Here is a 19803-nt window from a genome sequence, read left to right on the forward strand (position 1 = left end):
GTGGGCCGCTCCCGCCCGCGGTCGAGCACCGCGTCCCCCGCCTGCTGCGCGCCGGCCTGGCCGGCAAGCGCGGCGAGCGCCACGGCCGGCAGGGCCACGGCCGCCACCTCCACGGTGTGCTGGCCGACGAGCTTCCACTTCTTCTCGCCCAGCGCCAGCAGGACACCGAGCTCCGCTCGGCGCTCGCGGATCTGCAGCATCACGATGAGGCCGAGGATCACCGCACCGGCCGCGGCGACGACCCACACGATCAATCCGGCGAAGGCGCCGACCCGCCGGATCGGCCGGACCTGGTCCCGGTACGCCCGGTCGTTCACCCGGAAGTCGAAGGCACTCGCCGAGATGATCCGCTCGGCCCGGGCATGCAGCTCGGCCGCCTGCTCGGGCGAGCCGATCCGGAAGACCGCCTCGTCGACCTCGTCCGCGCCCAACTCCCGTGCCGTGCCCACCGGTACGTAGAGCGTGTTGCCGGGCAGCTCGCGCGACGGCACCCAGCGCGACGGGTCGTGCGCCGGGTCCCGGAAGACGCCGACGACCGTCAGGGTCAGGGGACGCCCGCCGTCGGCCGGGCCCACCCGGACCGTGTCGCCGACGCCGAGACCGTTCCGCTCCGCGAGCCGCCGCTCGACGACGGCGACCTCCCGGCCGGCGTCCCCCGGGCGGATCCCCCGCCCCGCCGTGATCCGCTGCGAGCCGTACGAGAAGGGCAGCAGCAGCTCGGAGTCGCGTACGCCCCGCACATCGAGGCCGGGTCCGTCCTCGGCGCCGCCGCCCCGCTTCTGCCGCCCGGGCCGCGGCACTTCGGACCTGAGCGGCGCGAAGCCGTGCGCCCGGGCGGCCGCCGGCACCAGCGGGTTGTAGCGGAGCACCGGCCCCGTACCGCCGAGCCGGTCCACCTGCGCGGCCGTGAGTTCCTCGGCCCGCACCGTCACATCGACGCCGATCTCGCGCTGCGCGTCCGCCTCCTGGCGCGCGGTCGCCGCCTGCAGCAGGAACCCGCCGAGCAGCAGGGTGCAGATCACGGCGAAGATCCCCAGCAGCACGGCGGTCCTGGATCTCCTGGCACCCAGGCTGATCCCGGCGCGCTTCACGAAGTTCATGCGGTCGAGCAGAACAGCCCGGGGTTTGCAGTGGGATAAGGGTGTTACGAGGGCATAAGGAGCTGTCCGCGGACGGCACGGGCACATCGCGCTGCGCCGCCACGTCCCGTCGCCGGCACGTCCCGCTCGCCGGCGCATCCCGCTCGCCGGCACGTCCCGCTCGGCGTCGGCACGCTTATCCGGCTGCAATCACGGCCCTGGTTTCATGAGCCCATGAGAGTCCTGGTCGCCGAGGACCACCGCGTCCTCGCCCGTACGATCGCCACCGGACTGCGCCGGCAGTCGATGGCCGNTCGCCGAGGACCACCGCGTCCTCGCCCGTACGATCGCCACCGGACTGCGCCGGCAGTCGATGGCCGTCGACATCGCCGTGTCCGGGGACGAGGCCGAGCGGATGTGCCTGCTCACCGACTACGACGTGCTGATCCTGGACCGCGACCTGCCGGTCATGACCGGCGACGAGGTGTGCAGAAGGCTGCGGGAGCTCAGCGACCCGCCACGGATCCTGCTCCTGACCGCGGCGGGCGGGATCACCGACAAGGTCTACGGTCTGACCGACCTCGGCGCCGACGACTATCTGGCCAAGCCCTTCGACTTCGCCGAACTCGTGGCACGCGTACGGGCGTTGAGCCGCCGTGCGCCCAAGCCGCCGCCGCTCGTCCTGCACCACCACGGCATCGCTCTCGACCGCGCGCGGCGCGAGGTGAGCGTGCACGGCCGCCCGCTGGAGCTGACCCCTAAGGAATTCGCGGTCCTGCAGGTCCTGATGGAGGCCCGGGGATCCGCCGTACCGCACGACGAACTCGTCCGGACCCTGTGGGACGAGAACCTCGACCCGCGCACCAGTGCCGTACGGGCCACCGTGAGCCGGCTGCGCAGCAAGCTGGGCGACCCGGTGCTCATCGCCGCCGACAGGGGCCAGGGATACCGGCTGTGCGACTGAACCCCCGCGGATACCTGCGGACGCTGCCGTTCCGCTCCCGCCTCGCCGCCGCGATCTCGGCCCTCTTCCTGCTCGCCGGCATCGCCCTGCTCACCTTCGTGGTGCTGCTCGCACGGCACGGCACGGCCCAGCAGGTCGAGGGACTGTCGATCACCTACGGCGAGACGGAGGCCGGCCACGACGACGCGTCCGCGCAACCCACCCGGCCGATGCAGACCACACGGCCGATGCAGCCCACCCGGCCCGACGGGACGGCGCGGCCCCCGGCGTCCGGTGACGGCGACGGCGACGGCGACCGCGAGCGCCACGACCGGGACGTCGCGATGATCCACAAGATCGACCGGACGGTGCAGGCCGTCCAGGACACCGCCCTGCGTCAGATGGTGCTGTGGTCCGCCGTAGGGCTGATCGTCATGTCACTCGCCGCGGGACTGCTCGGCCGGTGGCTCGCCGGACGCGCCCTGCGGCCGGTCACCTCGATGACGGCGACCGCCCGCCGCATCAGCGAGGAGAGCCTGCACCAGCGCCTCGCCCTCACCGGCCCCGACGACGAACTCCACCATCTCGCCGACACCTTCGACTCGATGCTCGACCGCCTCGAGCAGGCATTCGACAGTCAGCGGCGCTTCGTGGCGAACGCCTCCCACGAGCTCAGGACCCCGCTCGCCGTCCAGCGCGCAACCCTCGAAGTCGGTCTGGCGGACCCGCTCCCCGAGGGCCTCGCCGAGGTCCGCGAGGACCTCCTCACCGCCAACCGCGAGGCCGAGCAGCTCATCAACGCCCTGCTCCTGCTGGCCCGCAGCGACCGCGGCCTCGAGGAGACCGAGCCGGTGGACCTCGCGGCCACCGCCCGCCTCGTCGCCGGCGAGCTCGCCGCACAGGCCGCGCGCGAACAGGTCACCGTCGAGCTGGCCGCGGACACCCCGCTGACGGTCCGCGGCGACCCCGTCCTGCTGCGCCACCTCCTGACGAACCTGATCCGCAACGCCGTCCAGTACAACCACCCGGCCGGACAGGTGCACGTACGCCTCGAAGCGCGCACCCTGACGGTGGCCAACACCGGCCCGCAGGTGCCCGCGGAACGGATCCCGGACCTCTTCGAGCCGTTCCGCCGCCTCGCCGGGGACCGCACCGGCACCACCGGCCACGGCCTCGGCCTCTCCGTCGTACGCTCCATCGCCGAGGCCCACGCGGCCGGCCTCACGGCCGAGCCCCGCAGCGCGGGCGGCCTGACGGTCACGGTCCACTTCCCCTAAGACGCTCGCGTTCCCCTGAGATGCTCGCGTTCCCCTGAAACGCTTCCGGGCTCGGCATCCCCTGAGACGCTCGCGGGCTCAGCCCAACGACGCCGTGGCCGCCCGTAGTTCCTCCAAGGCCTCCAGCGCATGCTCCGCGAGTCCCACCGCGTCGCCGCGATCGCTCTCGGACCAGCGGGCGTAGCCGCGCTTGAAGGCCAGGACGCCCAGTTCGCCGGCGAGATGCGCGGTCACGTCGGGGACTCCGCGACCGAGGAGCGCGGTCGTCATCGCGGCCGCGAGGCCGACGCTCTTGAGGGCGTCACGCTCCTGGAGCTCCGTGCTGGCGGCGACCGCCGCGGCGATGCGCGGGCCCAGTTCGCGGTTGGCCGGCCCCATCGCACCCGACGCCCGCTCCAGGCCGGCCGCCACCGCCTGCAGCGGGCCGGCGCTCGCGGGCGCCTCGGCGATGCCGTCGGCGAGCAGCCTGCTGAGCGTCTCCTGCCCGGCGACGAGCAGCTCCCGCTTGTCGGAGAAGTGCCGGAAGAAGGTGCTCTTCGTGACGCCGGCCCGCTCCGCGATCTGCGCCACCGTCGTGGCGTCGTACCCCTGCTCCGTGAACAGGTCGACCGCCGCGACGACGAGTCGCTGGGTCGCCCCCGGTTGCCATCTAGCCATGCGACCAAGAATAGGTGACGGGACTCTTGTCCCGTCAGGTGTACAGTCGATGACGGGACAAGAGTCCCATCGCTTGAGGCTTGAGGGAGAGCTCATGCACGTCTTCATCACCGGCGGTACGGGCACCATCGGCTCGGCCGTCGTCACCGAACTCCTCGACCACGGCCACACCGTGCTCGCACTGGCACGCTCCGACGCATCCGCCCAGACCCTCCGGAACGCCGGCGCAGAGGTACTGCGCGGAGACCTGGCCGACCTCGATGTCCTGAGGTCCGGCGCGGCACAGAGCGACGGCGTGATCAGCCTGGCCTTCGGACGCGACTACAGCACCCCGGATGCGCTGGCCCGGTCGATCGCCGAGGAGAGCGCCGCCGTCGCCGCCCTCGGGCAGCAACTCCTCGGCAGCGACCGCCCGATCGTCACGGTCTCCGGTACGCCCTGGGTGCCGGGGCGCGCGGCCACCGAAGCCGACCCCGTGCCGACGGACGGACCGGTGGGCGGACGCGGGCGATCGGTCACCGCACTGCTCGACCTCGCCGCACAGGGCCTGCGCAGCACGGCCGTCCGTATGCCGCGCACGGTCCACGACCAGGGACAGGGCGGATTCGCCGGCCTGCTGACGGACGCGGCACGCCGCACCGGGGTGTCCGGCTATCCGGGCGACGGGTCGCAGCGCTGGCCCGCCGTGCACGCGCGCGACGCGGCGTCCCTCTTCCGCCTGGTCCTCGAGTCGGCACCGGCCGGCACCGCCTGGCACGCCGTCGCCGACGAGGGCGACGCGGTGCGGGACATCGCCACGGTCATCGGCCGGCGCCTCGGCCTCCCGGTCGAGCAGGTGCCGGAGGAGAACTTCGGCCCGTTCGGCCCGATCTTCGCCGCGGACCAGCCGGCATCCAGCACCCACACCCGCGAGGCCCTCGGCTGGCAGCCGAAACACCCGGGCCTCCTGGCGGACCTGGAGAACATCCAGCCCTGACACGCGCACCGCAGCCCCGCCGCACTGCCGCCCCGCCGCCCCGCTCAGCCGCCCCGCTCAGCCCGCGGCCGAGTCCCGGACCGTGCAGGTGTCGCCGTCCGCGGGACACCAGTGCGTGCGGCCGCCCACGAGGTGGAGTTCGAGATCCGCGTCACCCATCCCCGCACGGTCCAGGGCGGTACGGAGCGCGGTGGGCGCCGGCTGGGGCGGCAGGCCGAGTACACCGATGACGACGACACCGTTGCGGGCCTCGACCGAGGCGATCTGCCACTTGCCCGAGACCGCCCAGTGCTCGGCGACCGGGCGGGCATCGGCGGCGAGCAGTCGGTCGCGGGCGACCGAGATGCTTCCGGTGGTCAGCGGCACCGCGATCAGCAGGACGACCACACCCACGGCCGCGAGCGTACGCCCGTGGAACTGCGCCACGGGCAGCCCGCACTCCTGGGCGGCGCCCCGGACCCCGTACACCAGGAAGACGACGGTGCCCGTCGCGACGATCGCGGCGACATTGGTGGTGAACAGCAGCGCCGCCTCGCTCGCGTCGTGGTAGCGCCCGACGGTGACGAGCAGTCCCGTCACCGCCAGCGGCGGCACCAGCGAGATGGCGATGGCCACTCCGGGCAAGGTGTCGGAGATGTCGGCGCGGACCAGCGCGAAAGCGCCGACCGTACCGGTGGCGAGGGCAGCGAGCAGGTCGATCAGACGCGGGCTGATCCGCGCGGTGACCTGGCCGTTGGAGGCGAAGCCGTCCGGGGGCGCGGCGATCCAGCCGAGCAGCATGCCGATGGCGATCACCGTGACGGCACCCGCGAGCGTCAGCAGGACGCACCGCACCACCTGCGACCGATCGGCGAGTACGAGAGCGAGTGCGCTGCCGAGGATGGGTGTCATCAGCGGCGCGACGATCATCGCGCCGATCACGGTCGCCGTGGAGTCGCCCACCACACCGGCGCTCGCGATGACCGCCGCGAGGACGAGCAGCCCCCAGAACCGCGTCGAGCCGGGGGACTTCAGACCTCGCTCGATGAACAGCGTGTCCGTCATCCGGCGCACCGTGCCCGCATCGACAGCCGCCATACGCCTCCTCTTCCGGACCGGACGGGCGCCCGATGCACCAACTCCGCGACATATGCGAAATATCAGAACAGGTGCCGTCGCACAGCACCAAGGGCACAGGCCTGAAAGAGGGAAGCCGCCGGCGGACACAACAGCGCCCGGGTCCTCGAGGGGACCCGGGCGCTGGGCGGTAGGCCGTGTGGGACTCGAACCCACAACCAATGGATTAAAAGTCCACTGCTCTGCCAATTGAGCTAACGGCCCCTGTGAACGCACCCCCGAGCATAGCCGGACGGACCCGTCGCACCGATCGGGTATCCGCCGCAGCGCCCGGTCGGGGTACGGACGAGGCGGGCCCACCGCTGTGGTGAGCCCGCCTTCGTACGATCTGTCACGTCCCGGCACGTCCGGAAGGACGCCCTACCGGTGGTCAGCCGTTGCGCTTCCAGCGCGGCTTGTCGTCGCGGCGGCCGAAGGAGCTGCTCTGGCCCCGGTGGCCGCTCGGACGGTCGTCGCGGCGGTTGAACGGACGGTCGCCCGCGCCGCGGTGGCCGCCTTCGCGGCGGTCGCGGTTGAAGGGGCGGTCGCTGCCGCCGCGGTGGTCCCGGCGGAAGCCGCCGCGGTCACCGTCGCGGTCGCGGTTGAACGGACGGTCGTTGTCGCGGCGCTCGAAAGAACGGCCACCGCGGTCGTCACGACGGTCGCGGTTGAACCCGCCACGGTCACCACGGTCGTCCCGACGGAACCCACCACGGTCGCCACCGTCACGATTCCGGTTGAACGGACGGTCGTTGTCACGACGCTCGAAAGAACGGCCACCACGGTCATCACGCCGGTCGCGGTTGAACCCGCCACGGTCACCACGGTCGTCCCGACGGAACCCACCACGGTCGCCACCGTCACGATTCCGGTTGAACGGACGGTCGTTGTCACGACGCTCGAAAGAACGGCCACCACGGTCATCACGCCGGTCACGGTTGAACCCGCCACGATCGCCCCGATCGCCGCGGTCACCACGGTCGTCGCGGCGGAAGCCGCCCTCACGGTCCCGGCGCTCGAAGTTGCCCCGGTCGTCCCGCCGCTCCTCGCGCGGAGCGCGGAACTCCCGCTCCTCACGCGGCTGTTCGGCCACGGCCTCGTTCTTCACGGCCTCGGCCTCGGCGGCCACGGCGGCCGCCGCCACCGCCTCGTCCGGGTCCTCGCCCCGCTCGCGCGCGGCACGCGCGGTCAGCCGGTCGGCCTCCTCGCGCAGCTCGGTCGCGCGCCGCTGCGCCCGCTCCAGCTGCTTGGTGAGGTCGGAGACGTCCCGCTCGGCCTGGCGCGCCGAGTTGTCCGCCGAGTCGGCCTGCACCTCGGTCAGCGACCGGGCGCCGGTGATCTCGGCGACCTCCGGGTCGAAGGTGCCGGCGCCGCCGACGATGTGCCGCGTGGCGTCGACGCCCGCGTCCTCCATCAGCCGGAAGATCTGCCGCCGCTGGTGCGGCAGGGAGAGGGAGACCACGGTGCCGGAGCGCCCCGCACGGGCCGTACGGCCGGAACGGTGCAGGTAGTCCTTGTGGTCGCCGGCCGGGTCCACGTTCAGGACCAGGTCGATGCCGTCCACGTGGATGCCGCGGGCGGCGACGTCGGTCGCGACGAGCGCGTTGACGTAGCCGTCCTTGAAGTCCGCCAGGGTGCGGGTGCGCGCGCCCTGCGTCATGCCGCCGTGCAGCGCGTCCGCCTTCACGCCCGCGTCGCGCAGCTGCTCCGCGATGCGGTCGCAGCCCAGCTGGGTGCGGACGAAGATGATGGTGCGGCCCTTGCGCGCGGCGATCGCGGCGGTGACCGGGGCCTTGTCGCGCGGCTTCACGATGAGGATGTGGTGCGACATGGTCGTCACGGCGCCCTGCGCGGCGTCCACCTCGTGGGTGACCGGGTTGTTCAGGTAGCGCTTGACCAGGGTGGAGATCTCGTTCTCCATCGTGGCCGAGAACAGCATGCGCTGGCCGCCGGTGGGGATCTGGTCGAGCAGTTCGGTGACCTCGGGCAGGAAGCCCAGGTCGGACATCTGGTCGGCCTCGTCGAGCACGGCGATCTGCACGTCCTCGAGGGAGCAGGCGCCGCGGTTGATGATGTCGCGCAGTCGGCCCGGGGTGGCGACGAGGATGTCGACGCCGCGCTCCAGGGCGTAGATCTGGTTGCCCATCGAGGTGCCGCCGCAGACGACCTTCATCTTCAGGCCGAGTACGTCGCCGTACGGCTGCAGCGCGTCGGCGACCTGCATCGCCAGCTCGCGGGTCGGGGTGAGGATGACGCCGCGCGGCTTCTTCTTCTCGGTGCGGCCGCCGGTCAGGGTGGCGAGCAGCGGGAGTCCGAAGGAGAGCGTCTTGCCGGAGCCGGTACGGCCGCGGCCGAGGATGTCCTTGCCGGCCAGGGCGTCCGGGATGGTCGCGGCCTGGATCGGGAAGGGGGTGGTCACGCCGTTCTGGGCGAGCTTGCGCACGACGCCCTCGGGCAGACCGAGGTCCGCGAAGGTGACCTCGGGGGCCTTGGGGGTCTCGGGGGCCTGCTGCTCGGAGTCGGCGACGGCCAGGGCGGCCTCGTCGTTCTCGGGCAGGACGGCGTGATCAGTACTGAAAGCGGACATGCGAAATGCGAAACCTTCCGGAGTCTCGGCACGCGCCCATAACTCCGTGAAGTTCGCAAGTCGACCGCCTCAATGCGGTCCAGCCACGGCAAGGGAGAGTACGCGCCACGCGGCACGCTTCGGTGGTCCGCACCAGGTTGGTGTCGGGCCTGAGCTGCCGGGCAAATGGGATCAAACGATCTACCACTGTACGCACCCCTCGCCCCTCAAGGCAAACCAGACTCAAAAGCCCTGCTCAGGCAGGCTTCCCGGCTTCCGGCGAAGGCTCGGCCGCGGACGCCTCGGCGACCCGGCGGGCCTCGGCCCCGCGTCCCAGCTGCGGCCGCGGCGCCGAGGACGAGGGACCCGGCGGATCCGGCTCCGGGCTCGGGCTCTCGTCGGGCGGATCGCTCGGCTCCGGCTCGGGCGGATCGGGCCGTTCGGGCGGTGGCGTACGAGTCGGCTTCGGCCGCGGGCGCTTCGGTTCGTCCGGCCGCTGCGGGTCCGGATCCGCGGCCGCGTCGCCGTCACCGCCACCTCCGCGCTCGCCCGCCTTGCCGCCCTTGCCGGATCCCGTACCGCCGCCGGAGTCCCGCCCCTTGCCGTCGGCGCCGCGCGGACCGCCGCCCGCACGGCCCTCGTCCGTGCCGTCCGGGCCGACGGCCCCGCCGGCGCCCGAACCCCCGCCGGTCGCCACCTTCCCGCCGCCCGGCCCTGCGTCGTCGCCCTGCTGCACCGTGGACCGCTCTGGCGCGGGACCGTCCGCGTCGTCCCCCACGCTCACACAGCCCGCGGCGGCGGCCAGCACGATCGCGACGGCTGCCAGGCGTACGGGTACCCGTCCGCGGGCGGGCACGTACGGACGGGCGGGTACGTACGGCTGGCGCACGGCGGAACTCCTCCGGGAGGGCGGGCGAGGCGGGTCCCCCTGCCCAACTCCCGCCGCCCGCAGGAGGACACGCGCCACATCGGTCCACCCGCGTCCCGGCCGTACGCCCGCGGCTCAGCCGTACCGGAGCCCGCCGCTCAGCCGTACCCGAGCGCATGCAGCCGTTCGTCGTCGATCCCGAAGTGGTGCGCGATCTCGTGCACCACGGTGATCTCCGACTCGGCGACCACGTCCTCGCGGGACTCGCACATCCGCAGCGTCGGCCCCATGTAGATCGAGATCCGGTCGGGCAGCACGCCCGCGTACCACTCGCCCCGCTCGGTCAGCGGCGTCCCTTCGTAGAGACCGAGCAGCTCGGGATCGTCCGCCGGCGGCTCGTCCTCCACGAACACCGCGACGTTGTCCATCAGCCGCGTCAGCTCCGGCGGGATCCTGTCCAGGGCCTCGGCGACCAGTTCCTCGAACTCCGTACGCGTCATCTCCAGCACACCGCCATTGTCCGCCACCCCACCGCATAGCCACCTCCCCGCACGGGCATACCGGACCAATGGCCCGCGACAGTGCCGCCACCCCGAAGCACGTCGTCCACCTCGCCAAGGCCCTTCTGCGGCGCGTCAGGAGCGGCCCCGGAGCGATCCTGCGCGGCTACCGCTCCCGCAGTCCGCACCCCGTCATCGCCCTGGTGCGCCCGGCCCACCCCTGGGCACGGACCTTCGGCCTGGTCGCCGTGGTCCTCGTCGGCGCCTGGCTCGGGCTGCTGATCGTCGGCGGCGTACGCGCTCCCGTGGGCCCGATGGACACCCTGATGACGGTGCGCCCCTCGGCCACCGGCGGCACCAAGATCAATGTCTCGCCGCTCGGTGCCCTGGAACTGCAGTCGCACCTCGCCCCCGTCCGCCTCGACGTCGACGTCGACCGCCTCGATCCGGAGCGGGCCCGGGCGCTCGTCGACCATCCGGAGCGGCTCTCCGGGCTCCAGGACGAGGTCGCGGCCGACGTCCGCAGCGGCACGATCGACGTCGCCGTGCGCTCCTGCGTCGCCGTCGTCTCCGGCGCCACCGCCCTCGGCCTCGCGGTCTACCGCAGGCCGCGCCGCGCACTCGCCGCCGGCGGCCTTGCCCTTGCCCTGCTCACCGCCTCCGGCGTCACCGCCTTCGCCACCTGGAATCCGAAGTCCGTACTCGAACCGAAGTTCTCCGGACTGCTCAGCAGCGCCCCCTCGGTGGTCGGCAGCGCCCGCAGCATCGTCAGCGAATTCGACGTCTACCAGAAGGAACTGGCCCGCCTCGTCACCAATGTCACCAAGCTCTACGACGCCACCTCCACGCTCCCCGCGTACGCCCCCGACCCCACCACGGCCCGCGTCCTGCACGTCTCCGACATCCACCTCAACCCGGCGAGCTGGCACATCATCCAGTCCCTCGTGGAGCAGTACGACATCGACGTGATCGTCGACTCCGGCGACACCATGGACCACGGCACCGCCGCCGAGAACGCCTTCCTCGACCCGGTCGAGGACCTCGGTGCCCCGTACGTCTGGGTGCGCGGCAACCACGACTCGGAGCAGACCCAGCGCTATCTGGAAGGCCTGGACAACGTGCATGTGCTCGACGACGGCAAGGCCGTGACCGTCGCCGGCCTCCGCTTCGCCGGCATCGGCGACCCGCAGTACACCCCCGACCGTTCCGTCGAGGCGGAGGGCGACCCGGCCGAGGAGCTGGCGGGCAGCCGGCTCGCCTCCGAGCTGTGGCGGCAGAGCGCGGCGGGCACCCCCGCCGACATCGCCGTCGCCCACAATCCGGTGGCCGCCCGCGAGACCGACGGCGCGGTGCCGCTCGTCCTCGCCGGGCACGTCCACCACCAGGAGATGGAGGTCATGGAGAACGGCACCCGGCTGCGCATCGAGGGCTCCACCGGCGGCAGCGGACTGCGCGCGGTCGAGGGCGAGAAGCCCGACCCGGTGGAGGCCTCGGTCCTCTATCTGGACCGCGGCAGCAAGCTCCTGCAGGCCTGGGACGAGATCCGGCTCGGCGGCCTCGGCCTGACGACGGCGGAGGTCAGCCGCCATCTCCCGAAGGAGAACCAGCCGGGCGCGAAGCCCTCCCCCGCGGGCCCGCGCACCAGCTCCCCGAGCAGCCCGTAAACCGTTTTGGCGATACCTCCCCGCATCCCATATGCTTCTCACGTCCCCGACGCGCTGCGAAGCGCCCAGGCGGGCCAATTAGCCCTCATCGTCTAGTGGCCCAGGACGCCGCCCTTTCAAGGCGGTAGCACGGGTTCGAATCCCGTTGGGGGCACGCAACAACCTGTGCGAGACTGAGTCCCGCACAACGCTTGGTCCTGTGGAGCAGTTTGGAGTGCTCGCCACCCTGTCAAGGTGGAGGCCGCGGGTTCAAATCCCGTCAGGACCGCTGGAGTTCCTCGCGAACTCCGTGGCTGGGTAGCTCAGTTGGTACGAGCGTCCGCCTGAAAAGCGGAAGGTCGCCGGTTCGACCCCGGCCCCAGCCACCAGAGTGAGAACGTCCCGGACGGTATGCCGTCCGGGACGTTCTTCGTTGTGTGGCCCAGCAGAGCCGCACCCCCGTACCCCCTCGATGGCGCCACCATGGCACCGAAGCGACGCCATGCGGGCCACCATCAGACCGGAACCACGTCACCGCACACCACCATCAAGAGAAAAATCGCAGGTCAGGGCACACAGAGGCATGGAGTGAACCGAATGAGGTTCCCATGGCGCCACATGTGTGCCACTATGGCGCCATGGACCTCACGCCGTATGTCGACACTCTCCGCCGTGAACTCGCGGTGGCCGCCGAAGCCGGCGGCGGTGACGCCCGCGAGTTGGCCGAGAGGCTGACCGCTCCGCTGGATTCGGCGGCGCGGCTGACGATGCTCCATGTCCTCTCCGCCGCCATGGACGAGATCACTCGCGAACTCGCCCCCGGGTCGGTCGACGTACGGTTGCGCGGACTCGACCCCGAATTCGTGGTGACGCCGGCGCCCGCAGACGACCACGGTCACGAGAAGCCGGTGGCGGCCGCCGAGCCGTTCAAGGCCGCCCCCGCCGATGACGACGACGGCGGTGTCGCTCGGGTCAATCTGCGCCTCCCCGCGCGCCTCAAGACACGGGCCGAGGACGCCGCGAGCCAGGAGGGCCTGTCGGTCAACGCATGGCTGGTCCGGGCCGTTTCGTACGCGGTCGACAACGGCACGCGACCGCATACGGCACCGCAGGCACACACCGTCGGACAGCGCATCACCGGCTGGGTGCGCTAGCTCCCTGCCCGCCCGCCCCGATCCACTCCACGCACGTCCCTCACCGGCGGGGACGCCCAACGAGCCATGAGGACGGTACAGCCATGCCATCTTTCGACACTCCCGGAGCCATCGCGGTCACCGCACACGTGGAGAGCGGCTCCATCAGGTTCCTCGCCGGTGATCGTCTCGACACGCTCGTCGAGGTGGCGCCCCGCGACCCGGAGAAGGACCGGGACGTCCGGGCCGCCGAGCAGACCGAAGTGGCCTGTGCGGGCGGTGCGTTGACCGTCAGAACGCCCAAGGGCGGCCTGTTCGGGCGTACGGGGACCGTCGATGTGACGGTCGAACTGCCGAGAGGTTCGCGGATCGACGTGACCGGCACCTGGGCCGAGGTCCTCGGCGAAGGTGTGCTCGGCGAGGTCCAGGTGAAGACCTCGTCCGGCGACACCCGCTTCGACACCACAGGACCGCTGCGCTTGAACGCCGCACACGGTTCGATCGCGGTGGACCGCATCGACGGACCGGCGGAGATCACCACGAGCTCCGGCAATATGCGGGTCGGTGTCGTGAACGGTCCCGCCGTGCTGAAGAACTCGCACGGCACCACGACCGTGGGCACCGTCACCGGTGATCTGCGCGCGAACGGCGCCCACGGCGACATCGCCATCGCCCGCGCCGAGTCATCGGTCGCCGCCACCACGGCGTACGGCGCGCTGCGAGTCGCCGAAGTCGCGCGCGGCACGGTCCATCTGGAGACCTCCTACGGAGCCATCGAGGTCGGAATCCGTGCGGGCACCGCCACCTGGCTGGACGTCAGCTCCGAACGCGGTCAGGTGCGCAACACGCTCGACGTCTCCGATGGCCCGGAGAAGACCGAGGACTCCGCCGAGGTCCGGGCCCGTACCCGCTGGGGCAGCATCGACATCCGCCGCGCTCTGGCCTGAACACACCGCCCTCACGCGCTTCTTCCACGCCTGCTCACTCTCACTCCGTACCCGCTCACTCTCACTCGGTCGGAACCCGCACCCTCACTCCGTCGGAACCTGCACCGCACCCGATTCAGCGTTCGACCCGGCCTCCGAAAGGGACGACTCCATGCCTTCTTCTGTCATGCCCACATCAGTAACGCCGTCCGGTCAAGTGCCGTCCGCCGCGATCTCCGCTGCCGGCCTGCGCAAGTCCTACGGCGACAAGCTGGTCCTCGACGGGATCGATCTGCACATCCCGTCCGGGTCCGTGTTCGCACTGCTGGGCCCGAACGGCGCCGGCAAGACCACCGTCGTCAAGATCCTTTCCACTCTGATCAGGGCGGATGACGGCCAGGCCCGGGTCGCGGGCCATGATGTCGCCACCTCGGCTCAGGCCGTACGCGCCGCGATCGGCGTCACCGGACAGTTCTCGGCCGTCGACGGCCTGATCACCGGGGAGGAGAACATGCTCCTGATGACCGAGCTGCACCACCTCTCGAAGCGCGAGGGCAGGCAGGTCGCCGCCGAGCTGCTCGAACGGTTCGACCTCCGCACAGCCGCGAAGAAGCCCGCCGCCACGTACTCCGGCGGCATGCGGCGCCGCCTCGACATCGCCATGACGCTGGTCGGCAGCCCTCGGATCATCTTCCTCGACGAGCCGACCACCGGCCTCGACCCGCGCTCCCGGCACGCCATGTGGGGCATGATCCGCGAACTGGTGGCGGGCGGCGCCACGGTCTTCCTCACGACCCAGTACCTCGACGAAGCCGACGAACTCGCCGACCGAATCGCCGTGTTGAGCAACGGGAAGATCGTCGCCGAGGGCACCTCCGACGAGCTCAAGCGCCGCATCCCGGGCGGCCACGTCCGCCTCCGCTTCACCGACCCCGCCGCCTACCGGTCGGCCGCGGCCACCCTGCGCGACATCACCGCCGATGAGGAGGCTCTCGCCCTGCGCATCCCCAGCGACGGAAGCCAGCGCGAACTGCGCTCCATCCTCGACTGGCTGGACGCGGCCGACATCGAGGCAGACGAGTTCACCGTCCACACACCCGACCTCGACGACGTCTTCTTCGCCCTCACCTCTGCGAACGTCCCCGCCCAGACCGAGGAGACCGCCCGATGAGTACCTTCGCTCTCGCCCTGCGCGACTCGAACACCATGCTCCGCCGCAATCTCCTGCACATGCGGCGCTACCCGTCCATGACGCTGAACCTGCTGCTCACGCCGGTACTGCTGCTCCTGCTCTTCGTCTACATCTTCGGCGACACCATGAGCGCAGGCGCCGGCGGCGCCGGCCGCTCCGACTACATCGCCTACCTGGTGCCGGGCATCCTGCTGATGACCATCGGCAGTACGACCATCGGCACCGCGGTGTCGGCGTCCATGGACATGACCGAGGGCATCATCGCCCGCTTCCGCACCATGGCCATTCACCGTGGATCCGTCCTGGTCGGGCACGTCGCCGGCAGCGTGGTGCAGTGCATGCTGAGCGTGGCCCTGGTCGGAGCCGTGGGTGTCGCCATCGGGTTCCGGGCCGCGGACGCGACCGCGCTGGAATGGCTCGCCGCATTCGGGCTGCTGACCCTGTTCTCCCTGGCGCTGACGTGGATCGCCGTCGGGATGGGACTGGTCAGCCCCAATGCCGAGGCCGCCAGCAACAACGCGATGCCGCTGATCTTCCTGCCGCTCATCTCCAGCGCATTCGTCCAGGTCGACTCGATGCCCGGGTGGTTCCAGCCGATCGCCGAGTACCAGCCCTTCACTCCCGCCATCGAGACCCTGCGCGGCCTCCTACTCGGCACCGAGATCGGCCACAACGGATGGCTGGCAGCGGCCTGGGCCATCGGCCTGACCGCCCTCGGCTACCGCTGGTCGAAGACGGTCTTCGCCCGCGACCCGGCCTAGAACGCCAGGTCTTCCCAGTCGACACTCAGCGCGAAGGGCTCGGGGAACTCGATACCGAGGCCGTCCGGCTCCCACTCGCCGACGGCCACGTACCCCGAGGGGCGCAGCGGCTTGACGGCGAGCCCGGCCCGGTCGATGGTGACCAGCTCGTACGCCCGCACGGAGGTGACGTCCCAGGTCGCGCCCGAGTCGAGCTCGATCTCCCAGTACCAGGGGATGGCCGCCTCCGCGTACCGGTCCATCTTCCACAGCCTGCGCCTGGGAGTGTCCGAGCCGGAGAGCACCTCTCCCACAAGGACGGTGTCCGTGGCGAAGGTGTCGGCCCCACGGGGCAGGCAGCGGCGGACCAGGAAGTCGGGAGTGAGGAAGCTGGACTTGTCGGGCGTGAAGAAGACGTTGGTCTCCACGCCGACCTGCCAGCAGCGCTGCTCCTTACCGTTGACCTCCTCCCGCATGGCGCGGCGGGCCGCGACCTCGAGCGCGTTGCGCATGCGCACGGCGAACTGTTGGTGCTCCAGCGGGCCGCGCCTGTTCCACACGACCCTGCCCTGCCAGAGTTCGATCCCCTCGGCGATGTCGTCCGGAAGCTGCTGGAGTTCCTCCCAGCTCAGCATCTCGGGCAGGTGGAATTCAGATCCCTCGACTGCTCCCGCTGACATGACGCCTCCACTGTTCGCGCTACTGCCCCGAGGCCAACGTAGCCGACCATGCGGACCGCACACCGTGCTTCGCGTCGACGAGGTGGAGGGGGAGTTGCGTCAGGCGGAGGCCGCGGGGGCGGGCGTCTGGGACGGGGCGGGGGTGCGGCCGCCCGGGTGGCGGTGGCGCCAGAACCAGAAGAGGCCGGCCGCGAGCAGGGACCAGGCGGCGAGGACCAGGAACGGGAACGCGTGCTGGTGGCCCTGGAAGTACACCGCCGTGTGCTGGGCGTTGACCGAGGCGCCGGGCGGCAGCCACTGGCCGAGGCGGCCGATGAACGTCGGCAGCAGCGGGGGCGCCACGGCCCCGCCGGATGCGGGGTTGCCGAGCAGGACGAGCAGGCCCCAGGTCGGGATCATCGACCAGCGGTGGAAGAAGGTGTTGAACATCGTGAACACCATCCCGCAGGTGAACATGGTCAGCGCGAGGATCAGCCAGGACTCGGCGAACGGCAGATCCACCGCACCGAGGCCCCAGTCCACGACGGCGGCCACCGCGAACCCGCCGAGCAGCGCATAGGCGGCGGTCACCGCGATGCGTTCGGCCGGGTTCAGGCCGCGGGCGTGCACGCTGAGCTGGATCGCGCCGACGAAGCCGATGATCACCGAGGCGAGCGAGATGTAGAAGATCGTCAGGCCGCGCGGGTCGCCGCTCTGCAACGGGCGGAGATCCTCGACGGTGGCGGGGACACCGGTGGCCCGGCTCACCGAGGGCGCCGACCGGGTGAACACCTCGGCCACCGAGAAGCCGGAGGCGCTGGACACTCCGACGTGCACACGGCTGCCGTCGTCGGCCACGTCGAGCACGGCGTAGATCTGCTGGTCGGCGATCGCCTCGCGGGCCGCCGCCCGTGACGCGTACGGGCGCAGGTCGAGCTCCGCGTCCAGTGCCTTCTCCATCCCGTCGAGGAACTCCCGGCCGCGCGGGTGCTCGTACTGGCCGGTGACGCCGGTCGGGATGTCGTGCGGCGTGGGGTTGGCCATGGCGTACGTGTACGCGGCGGCGAACAGCGCCGCGGCGGCCGCGAGGATGAGCACGAGGACGGTCGCGGGCAGGAAGGGGGACTGCTTGAACGCGCCCCAGCGTGCGGCCCGGGGCGTACCGCCGCCCTCGGACGGCCCTTCGGGCTTGTCGGACATGTCTGCAAGCTAGCGCCATGTCGGGCGGACGGCACCAGAGCACGGGGCGCGTGCGGACATGCCGGTGTCAGTCGTCGGCGAGCGACTGATTGGACGGTTCCGGGGCCGGCGGGCGGCGCTCCCGGAACTTCCGCACGGCGAAGAACGCGCCCACCGCGAGGACGACGAGCGCGACGAGCACCCCGTCCGGCACCCGGTCCCCCACCTCCCGCGCCCACTGCTCGACCGCGAACGACTGGTCCACGTCCAGCAGTCCGGGCAGCGCCGTCGTCCCGTCGTACCCCAGGAAGAGGGTGCCGAGGGCGATGAAGAACAGGCCGGAGAGAAGGGTCGTGGTGTGCAGTTCCAGGCGGCCGACGCGCAGGCTGCGTCCGCGCAGCCACCGGCGGCGCCCCAGGTCGAAGCGCTGCCACAGGGCGGCGAGCAGGAACAGCGGGACCGCCATGCCGAGGGCGTAGACCGCGAGGAGCGCGCCGCCGTACGCGGGTGAGCCGCTGACCGCCGCGACGGTGAGCATGCTGCCGAGGATCGGGCCCGCGCAGAAGCCGGCCAGTCCGTACACGGCGCCGAGCGCGTACACCGAGAGCGCCGTGGTCGGGCGGATGCGGCCGGAGAGTTCGGCCATGCGGCGGGAGGCGAAGCCGCCGCCGAGGATCTGCAGGACGCCGAGCGCGATGATCAGCCAGCCGCCGGCGAGTACGAGCAGATCCCGGTTGCCGTAGAAGAACCGGCCCGCGTACGAGCCGGCCGCGCCCAGCGGTACCAGGGTGGTGGCGAGGCCGAGGTAGAAGATCCCGGTGCGGGCGAGCAGCCGGGTCGGGCTGTCGATGGAGTACGCGAAGAAGGCGGGCAGCAGCAGCGCGCTGCACGGGCTGAGCAGCGCGAGCAGGCCGCCGAGGAAGGCGGCCAGGTAGCCGATGTCGGTCACGGGGCACCGCCGGTGGTGGACGGGGTCGCACCGTCGGCCTGCTTCTCCTGCTTCTTCGTCTTCTTCGCCGCCGCCCGCTGCTTCGCGTCCTCGATGGCGGCGGTGAAGACCTCCGCGGGCTGGGCGCCGGCCACCGGGCGGCCGTTGATCAGGAAGGACGGGGTCGCCGCTGCGCCGAGGCCGTGCGCCTCCTCGCTGTCCTCGGCGACGGCCCGCTGCGAGGCGGCGCCCTCCAGGTCTCGGGTGAACCGGGCGATGTCCCGCACCCCGGCCTCGCGGGCGAGCGCGACGAGGCGGTCCTTCGCGAACCCCTTCTCCTTCGCGCCCTTCGCGTACGCGGCCCGGTGGAACTGCCAGAACCGGCCCTGCTGCCCGGCGGCCCAGGAGGCGCGTCCGGCGTTCTCGGACTCCTCGCCGTAGATGGGGAAGTTGCGCCACTCGATACGCAGGGTGCCGTCCTTCACATACTTCTCGACGAGGGCGGGCTCGGTGTCACGGGCGAACTTGCCGCAGAACCCGCATTTGAAGTCGGCGTACTCGATGAGGACGACGGGTGCGTCGGCGCGGCCGAGGGCGAGCCCGTCGCCTTCGTCTCGGCGGGCGAGCTTCTCCAGCTCGGGGTGGACACCGGCGGAGGGATCGACGGAGACATCGGCGGCCGGATCCTCCGCGGTCACCTCCGGACTGCTGTCGGGACGGGTCGCCGTGTACGAGAGGGTGCCGAGCAGCACGGCGGCGGCGACGGTGCCGGCGGCGAACACGGCGCCCTTCCGGCGGGAGCGGGACGAACCGCTCCGGGTCGGGGACTTGGCAGCGGGCTTCTTGGCAGGGCTGGCGGACATCTGGTGTTCCGTTCTCCTGGAAAGGCAGGCAAAGAGAGTTGGTGCGCGGCTTGGCCCCGCGGGGCGCATCCGGCTCAGGCGGAGCGCACGGGCGCCGACGCGGGGACCGCCGGGCAGGCGGCCTCTCCGGCCAGTCGGCGTACGGCCGCCACCCCGAGCAGCACGAGCGAGGCCACCGCGAGCAGCGGCTGCAGCGGTGCCCAGACGGTCAGTGCGCCGGAGGTGCCGAGCGCGAGCAGCACGAGCTTGTTGCACACCGGGCAGCCGACCGCGAAGAAGGAGAGCAGCGCGCCCGCGCCGCCGATGCGCGAGGAGCGTTCCCGGCCCGGCGCCCGGTCGGCCCCGGTCCGTACGTACGTCGCGAGCAGCAGGCCCGCCAGGACGGAGGTCACGACGAGGACCGGCAGGTTCCACCACTCGGGCGGGATGATCCGGCCGAAGACCGGGTTGGGGATCAGCGCGGTCGGCAGGCCGACGAGCAGCGCGCAGAGGAGCGCGGCGCCGGCGGCCACGGCCCAGCGGGCGGGTGGCCAGGCGGCCGGGGCGCGCAGGGCGAGCCGCAGGTCACGGCCTGCGGCG

At 71.9% G+C, this 19803-nt stretch carries 18 protein-coding genes, 4 tRNA genes and 1 pseudogene; 11 read left to right on the forward strand and 12 right to left on the reverse strand.

Annotated features, from left to right (window positions below):
• Positions 1–1100, reverse strand: a 1100-nt coding sequence (locus DY218_RS00065; RefSeq protein WP_128553828.1) for an ABC transporter permease, incomplete at its 3' end; no start/stop codon positions are given.
• Positions 1101–1393: 293 nt separating this feature from the next.
• On the opposite strand from DY218_RS00065, the pseudogene DY218_RS00070 reads away from it, so the two are divergent.
• Both DY218_RS00070 and DY218_RS00075 read left to right on the forward strand, forming a co-directional pair.
• A pseudogene (locus DY218_RS00070) lies at positions 1394–2043 on the forward strand (response regulator transcription factor); the annotation flags it as partial.
• Positions 2034–3299, forward strand: coding sequence for a sensor histidine kinase (locus DY218_RS00075; RefSeq protein ID WP_128553829.1), 1266 nt, complete (start codon positions 2034–2036; stop codon positions 3297–3299). The pseudogene DY218_RS00070 and the gene DY218_RS00075, both read left to right, overlap by 10 nt.
• Before the next feature lie 78 nt (positions 3300–3377).
• On the opposite strand, the gene DY218_RS00080 is transcribed toward DY218_RS00075, so the two are convergent.
• Positions 3378–3956 (reverse strand): TetR/AcrR family transcriptional regulator, encoded by a 579-nt coding sequence (locus tag DY218_RS00080; RefSeq protein WP_128553830.1) that lies wholly within the window; start codon positions 3954–3956, stop codon positions 3378–3380.
• A gap of 94 nt (positions 3957–4050) precedes the next feature.
• Here DY218_RS00080 and DY218_RS00085 point away from each other — a divergent pair, with 94 nt between their 5' ends.
• A complete protein-coding gene (locus DY218_RS00085; RefSeq protein ID WP_128553831.1) occupies positions 4051–4932 on the forward strand; it encodes an SDR family oxidoreductase in 882 nt (293 codons plus the stop codon).
• Between the two features lie 57 nt (positions 4933–4989).
• Here DY218_RS00085 and DY218_RS00090 read toward each other — a convergent pair whose 3' ends face one another.
• The 5 genes from DY218_RS00090 to DY218_RS00110 all read right to left on the reverse strand — a co-directional run bounded on the left by DY218_RS00090 (position 4990) and on the right by DY218_RS00110 (position 9970).
• Positions 4990–6009, reverse strand: coding sequence for a DUF389 domain-containing protein (locus tag DY218_RS00090; protein ID WP_128553832.1), 1020 nt, complete (start codon positions 6007–6009; stop codon positions 4990–4992).
• Between the two features lie 170 nt (positions 6010–6179).
• A tRNA-Lys gene (locus DY218_RS00095) sits at positions 6180–6252 on the reverse strand.
• 166 nt (positions 6253–6418) lie between these two features.
• Positions 6419–8614 carry a DEAD/DEAH box helicase gene (locus DY218_RS00100; protein ID WP_128553833.1) on the reverse strand — a complete coding sequence of 732 codons (2196 nt, stop codon included), beginning with the start codon at positions 8612–8614 and terminating at the stop codon, positions 6419–6421.
• A 235-nt stretch (positions 8615–8849) separates the two neighbouring features.
• Complete coding sequence (locus DY218_RS00105) at positions 8850–9482, reverse strand: hypothetical protein (RefSeq protein WP_128553834.1); 633 nt, start codon at positions 9480–9482, stop codon at positions 8850–8852.
• 137 nt (positions 9483–9619) lie between these two features.
• Positions 9620–9970: a metallopeptidase family protein gene (locus tag DY218_RS00110; RefSeq protein WP_199566574.1), complete on the reverse strand. Its 351-nt coding sequence runs from the start codon at positions 9968–9970 to the stop codon at positions 9620–9622.
• 59 nt (positions 9971–10029) lie between these two features.
• Between DY218_RS00110 and DY218_RS00115 the strand changes: the two genes are divergently transcribed.
• The 8 genes from DY218_RS00115 (at position 10030) to DY218_RS00150 (ending at position 15616) form a co-directional block, all read left to right on the forward strand.
• A complete protein-coding gene (locus DY218_RS00115) occupies positions 10030–11625 on the forward strand; it encodes a metallophosphoesterase family protein (protein WP_128553835.1) in 1596 nt (531 codons plus the stop codon).
• Positions 11626–11706: 81 nt separating this feature from the next.
• Positions 11707–11779 (forward strand) — tRNA-Glu (locus tag DY218_RS00120).
• A gap of 39 nt (positions 11780–11818) precedes the next feature.
• Positions 11819–11893 (forward strand) — tRNA-Asp (locus DY218_RS00125).
• 23 nt (positions 11894–11916) lie between these two features.
• Positions 11917–11993 (forward strand) — tRNA-Phe (locus DY218_RS00130).
• A gap of 249 nt (positions 11994–12242) precedes the next feature.
• Positions 12243–12758, forward strand: a complete 516-nt coding sequence (locus DY218_RS00135; RefSeq protein WP_128553836.1) for a hypothetical protein — start codon at positions 12243–12245, stop codon at positions 12756–12758.
• Between the two features lie 83 nt (positions 12759–12841).
• A complete protein-coding gene (locus DY218_RS00140) occupies positions 12842–13684 on the forward strand; it encodes a DUF4097 family beta strand repeat-containing protein (protein ID WP_128553837.1) in 843 nt (280 codons plus the stop codon).
• Between the two features lie 166 nt (positions 13685–13850).
• Positions 13851–14834, forward strand: a complete 984-nt coding sequence (locus tag DY218_RS00145; RefSeq protein WP_128553844.1) for an ATP-binding cassette domain-containing protein — start codon at positions 13851–13853, stop codon at positions 14832–14834.
• Positions 14831–15616 (forward strand): ABC transporter permease, encoded by a 786-nt coding sequence (locus DY218_RS00150; RefSeq protein WP_128553838.1) that lies wholly within the window; start codon positions 14831–14833, stop codon positions 15614–15616. Before DY218_RS00145 ends, DY218_RS00150 begins: the two co-directional genes overlap by 4 nt.
• On the opposite strand, the gene DY218_RS00155 is transcribed toward DY218_RS00150, so the two are convergent.
• From DY218_RS00155 to DY218_RS00175, 5 genes are all read right to left on the reverse strand, one after another.
• Positions 15613–16275, reverse strand: a complete 663-nt coding sequence (locus DY218_RS00155; protein WP_128553839.1) for a Uma2 family endonuclease — start codon at positions 16273–16275, stop codon at positions 15613–15615. The two genes, DY218_RS00150 and DY218_RS00155, sit on opposite strands and share 4 nt — an antisense overlap.
• 99 nt (positions 16276–16374) lie before the next feature.
• Positions 16375–17454, reverse strand: coding sequence for an ABC-2 transporter permease (locus DY218_RS00160; protein WP_128553840.1), 1080 nt, complete (start codon positions 17452–17454; stop codon positions 16375–16377).
• Positions 17455–17521: 67 nt separating this feature from the next.
• A complete protein-coding gene (locus DY218_RS00165; RefSeq protein ID WP_128553841.1) occupies positions 17522–18382 on the reverse strand; it encodes a cytochrome c biogenesis CcdA family protein in 861 nt (286 codons plus the stop codon).
• Positions 18379–19224, reverse strand: a complete 846-nt coding sequence (locus DY218_RS00170) for a DsbA family protein (protein ID WP_128553842.1) — start codon at positions 19222–19224, stop codon at positions 18379–18381. The genes DY218_RS00165 and DY218_RS00170 overlap by 4 nt, the downstream gene beginning before the upstream one ends.
• Positions 19225–19298: 74 nt before the next feature.
• Entirely contained in the window at positions 19299–19787 is a 489-nt protein-coding gene (locus DY218_RS00175) for a hypothetical protein (RefSeq protein ID WP_128553845.1), read from the reverse strand.
• Positions 19788–19803 lie beyond the last annotated feature (16 nt).

Source organism: Streptomyces triticagri (assembly GCF_003429565.1).
Classification (GTDB): Bacteria; Actinomycetota; Actinomycetes; order Streptomycetales; family Streptomycetaceae; genus Streptomyces; species Streptomyces triticagri.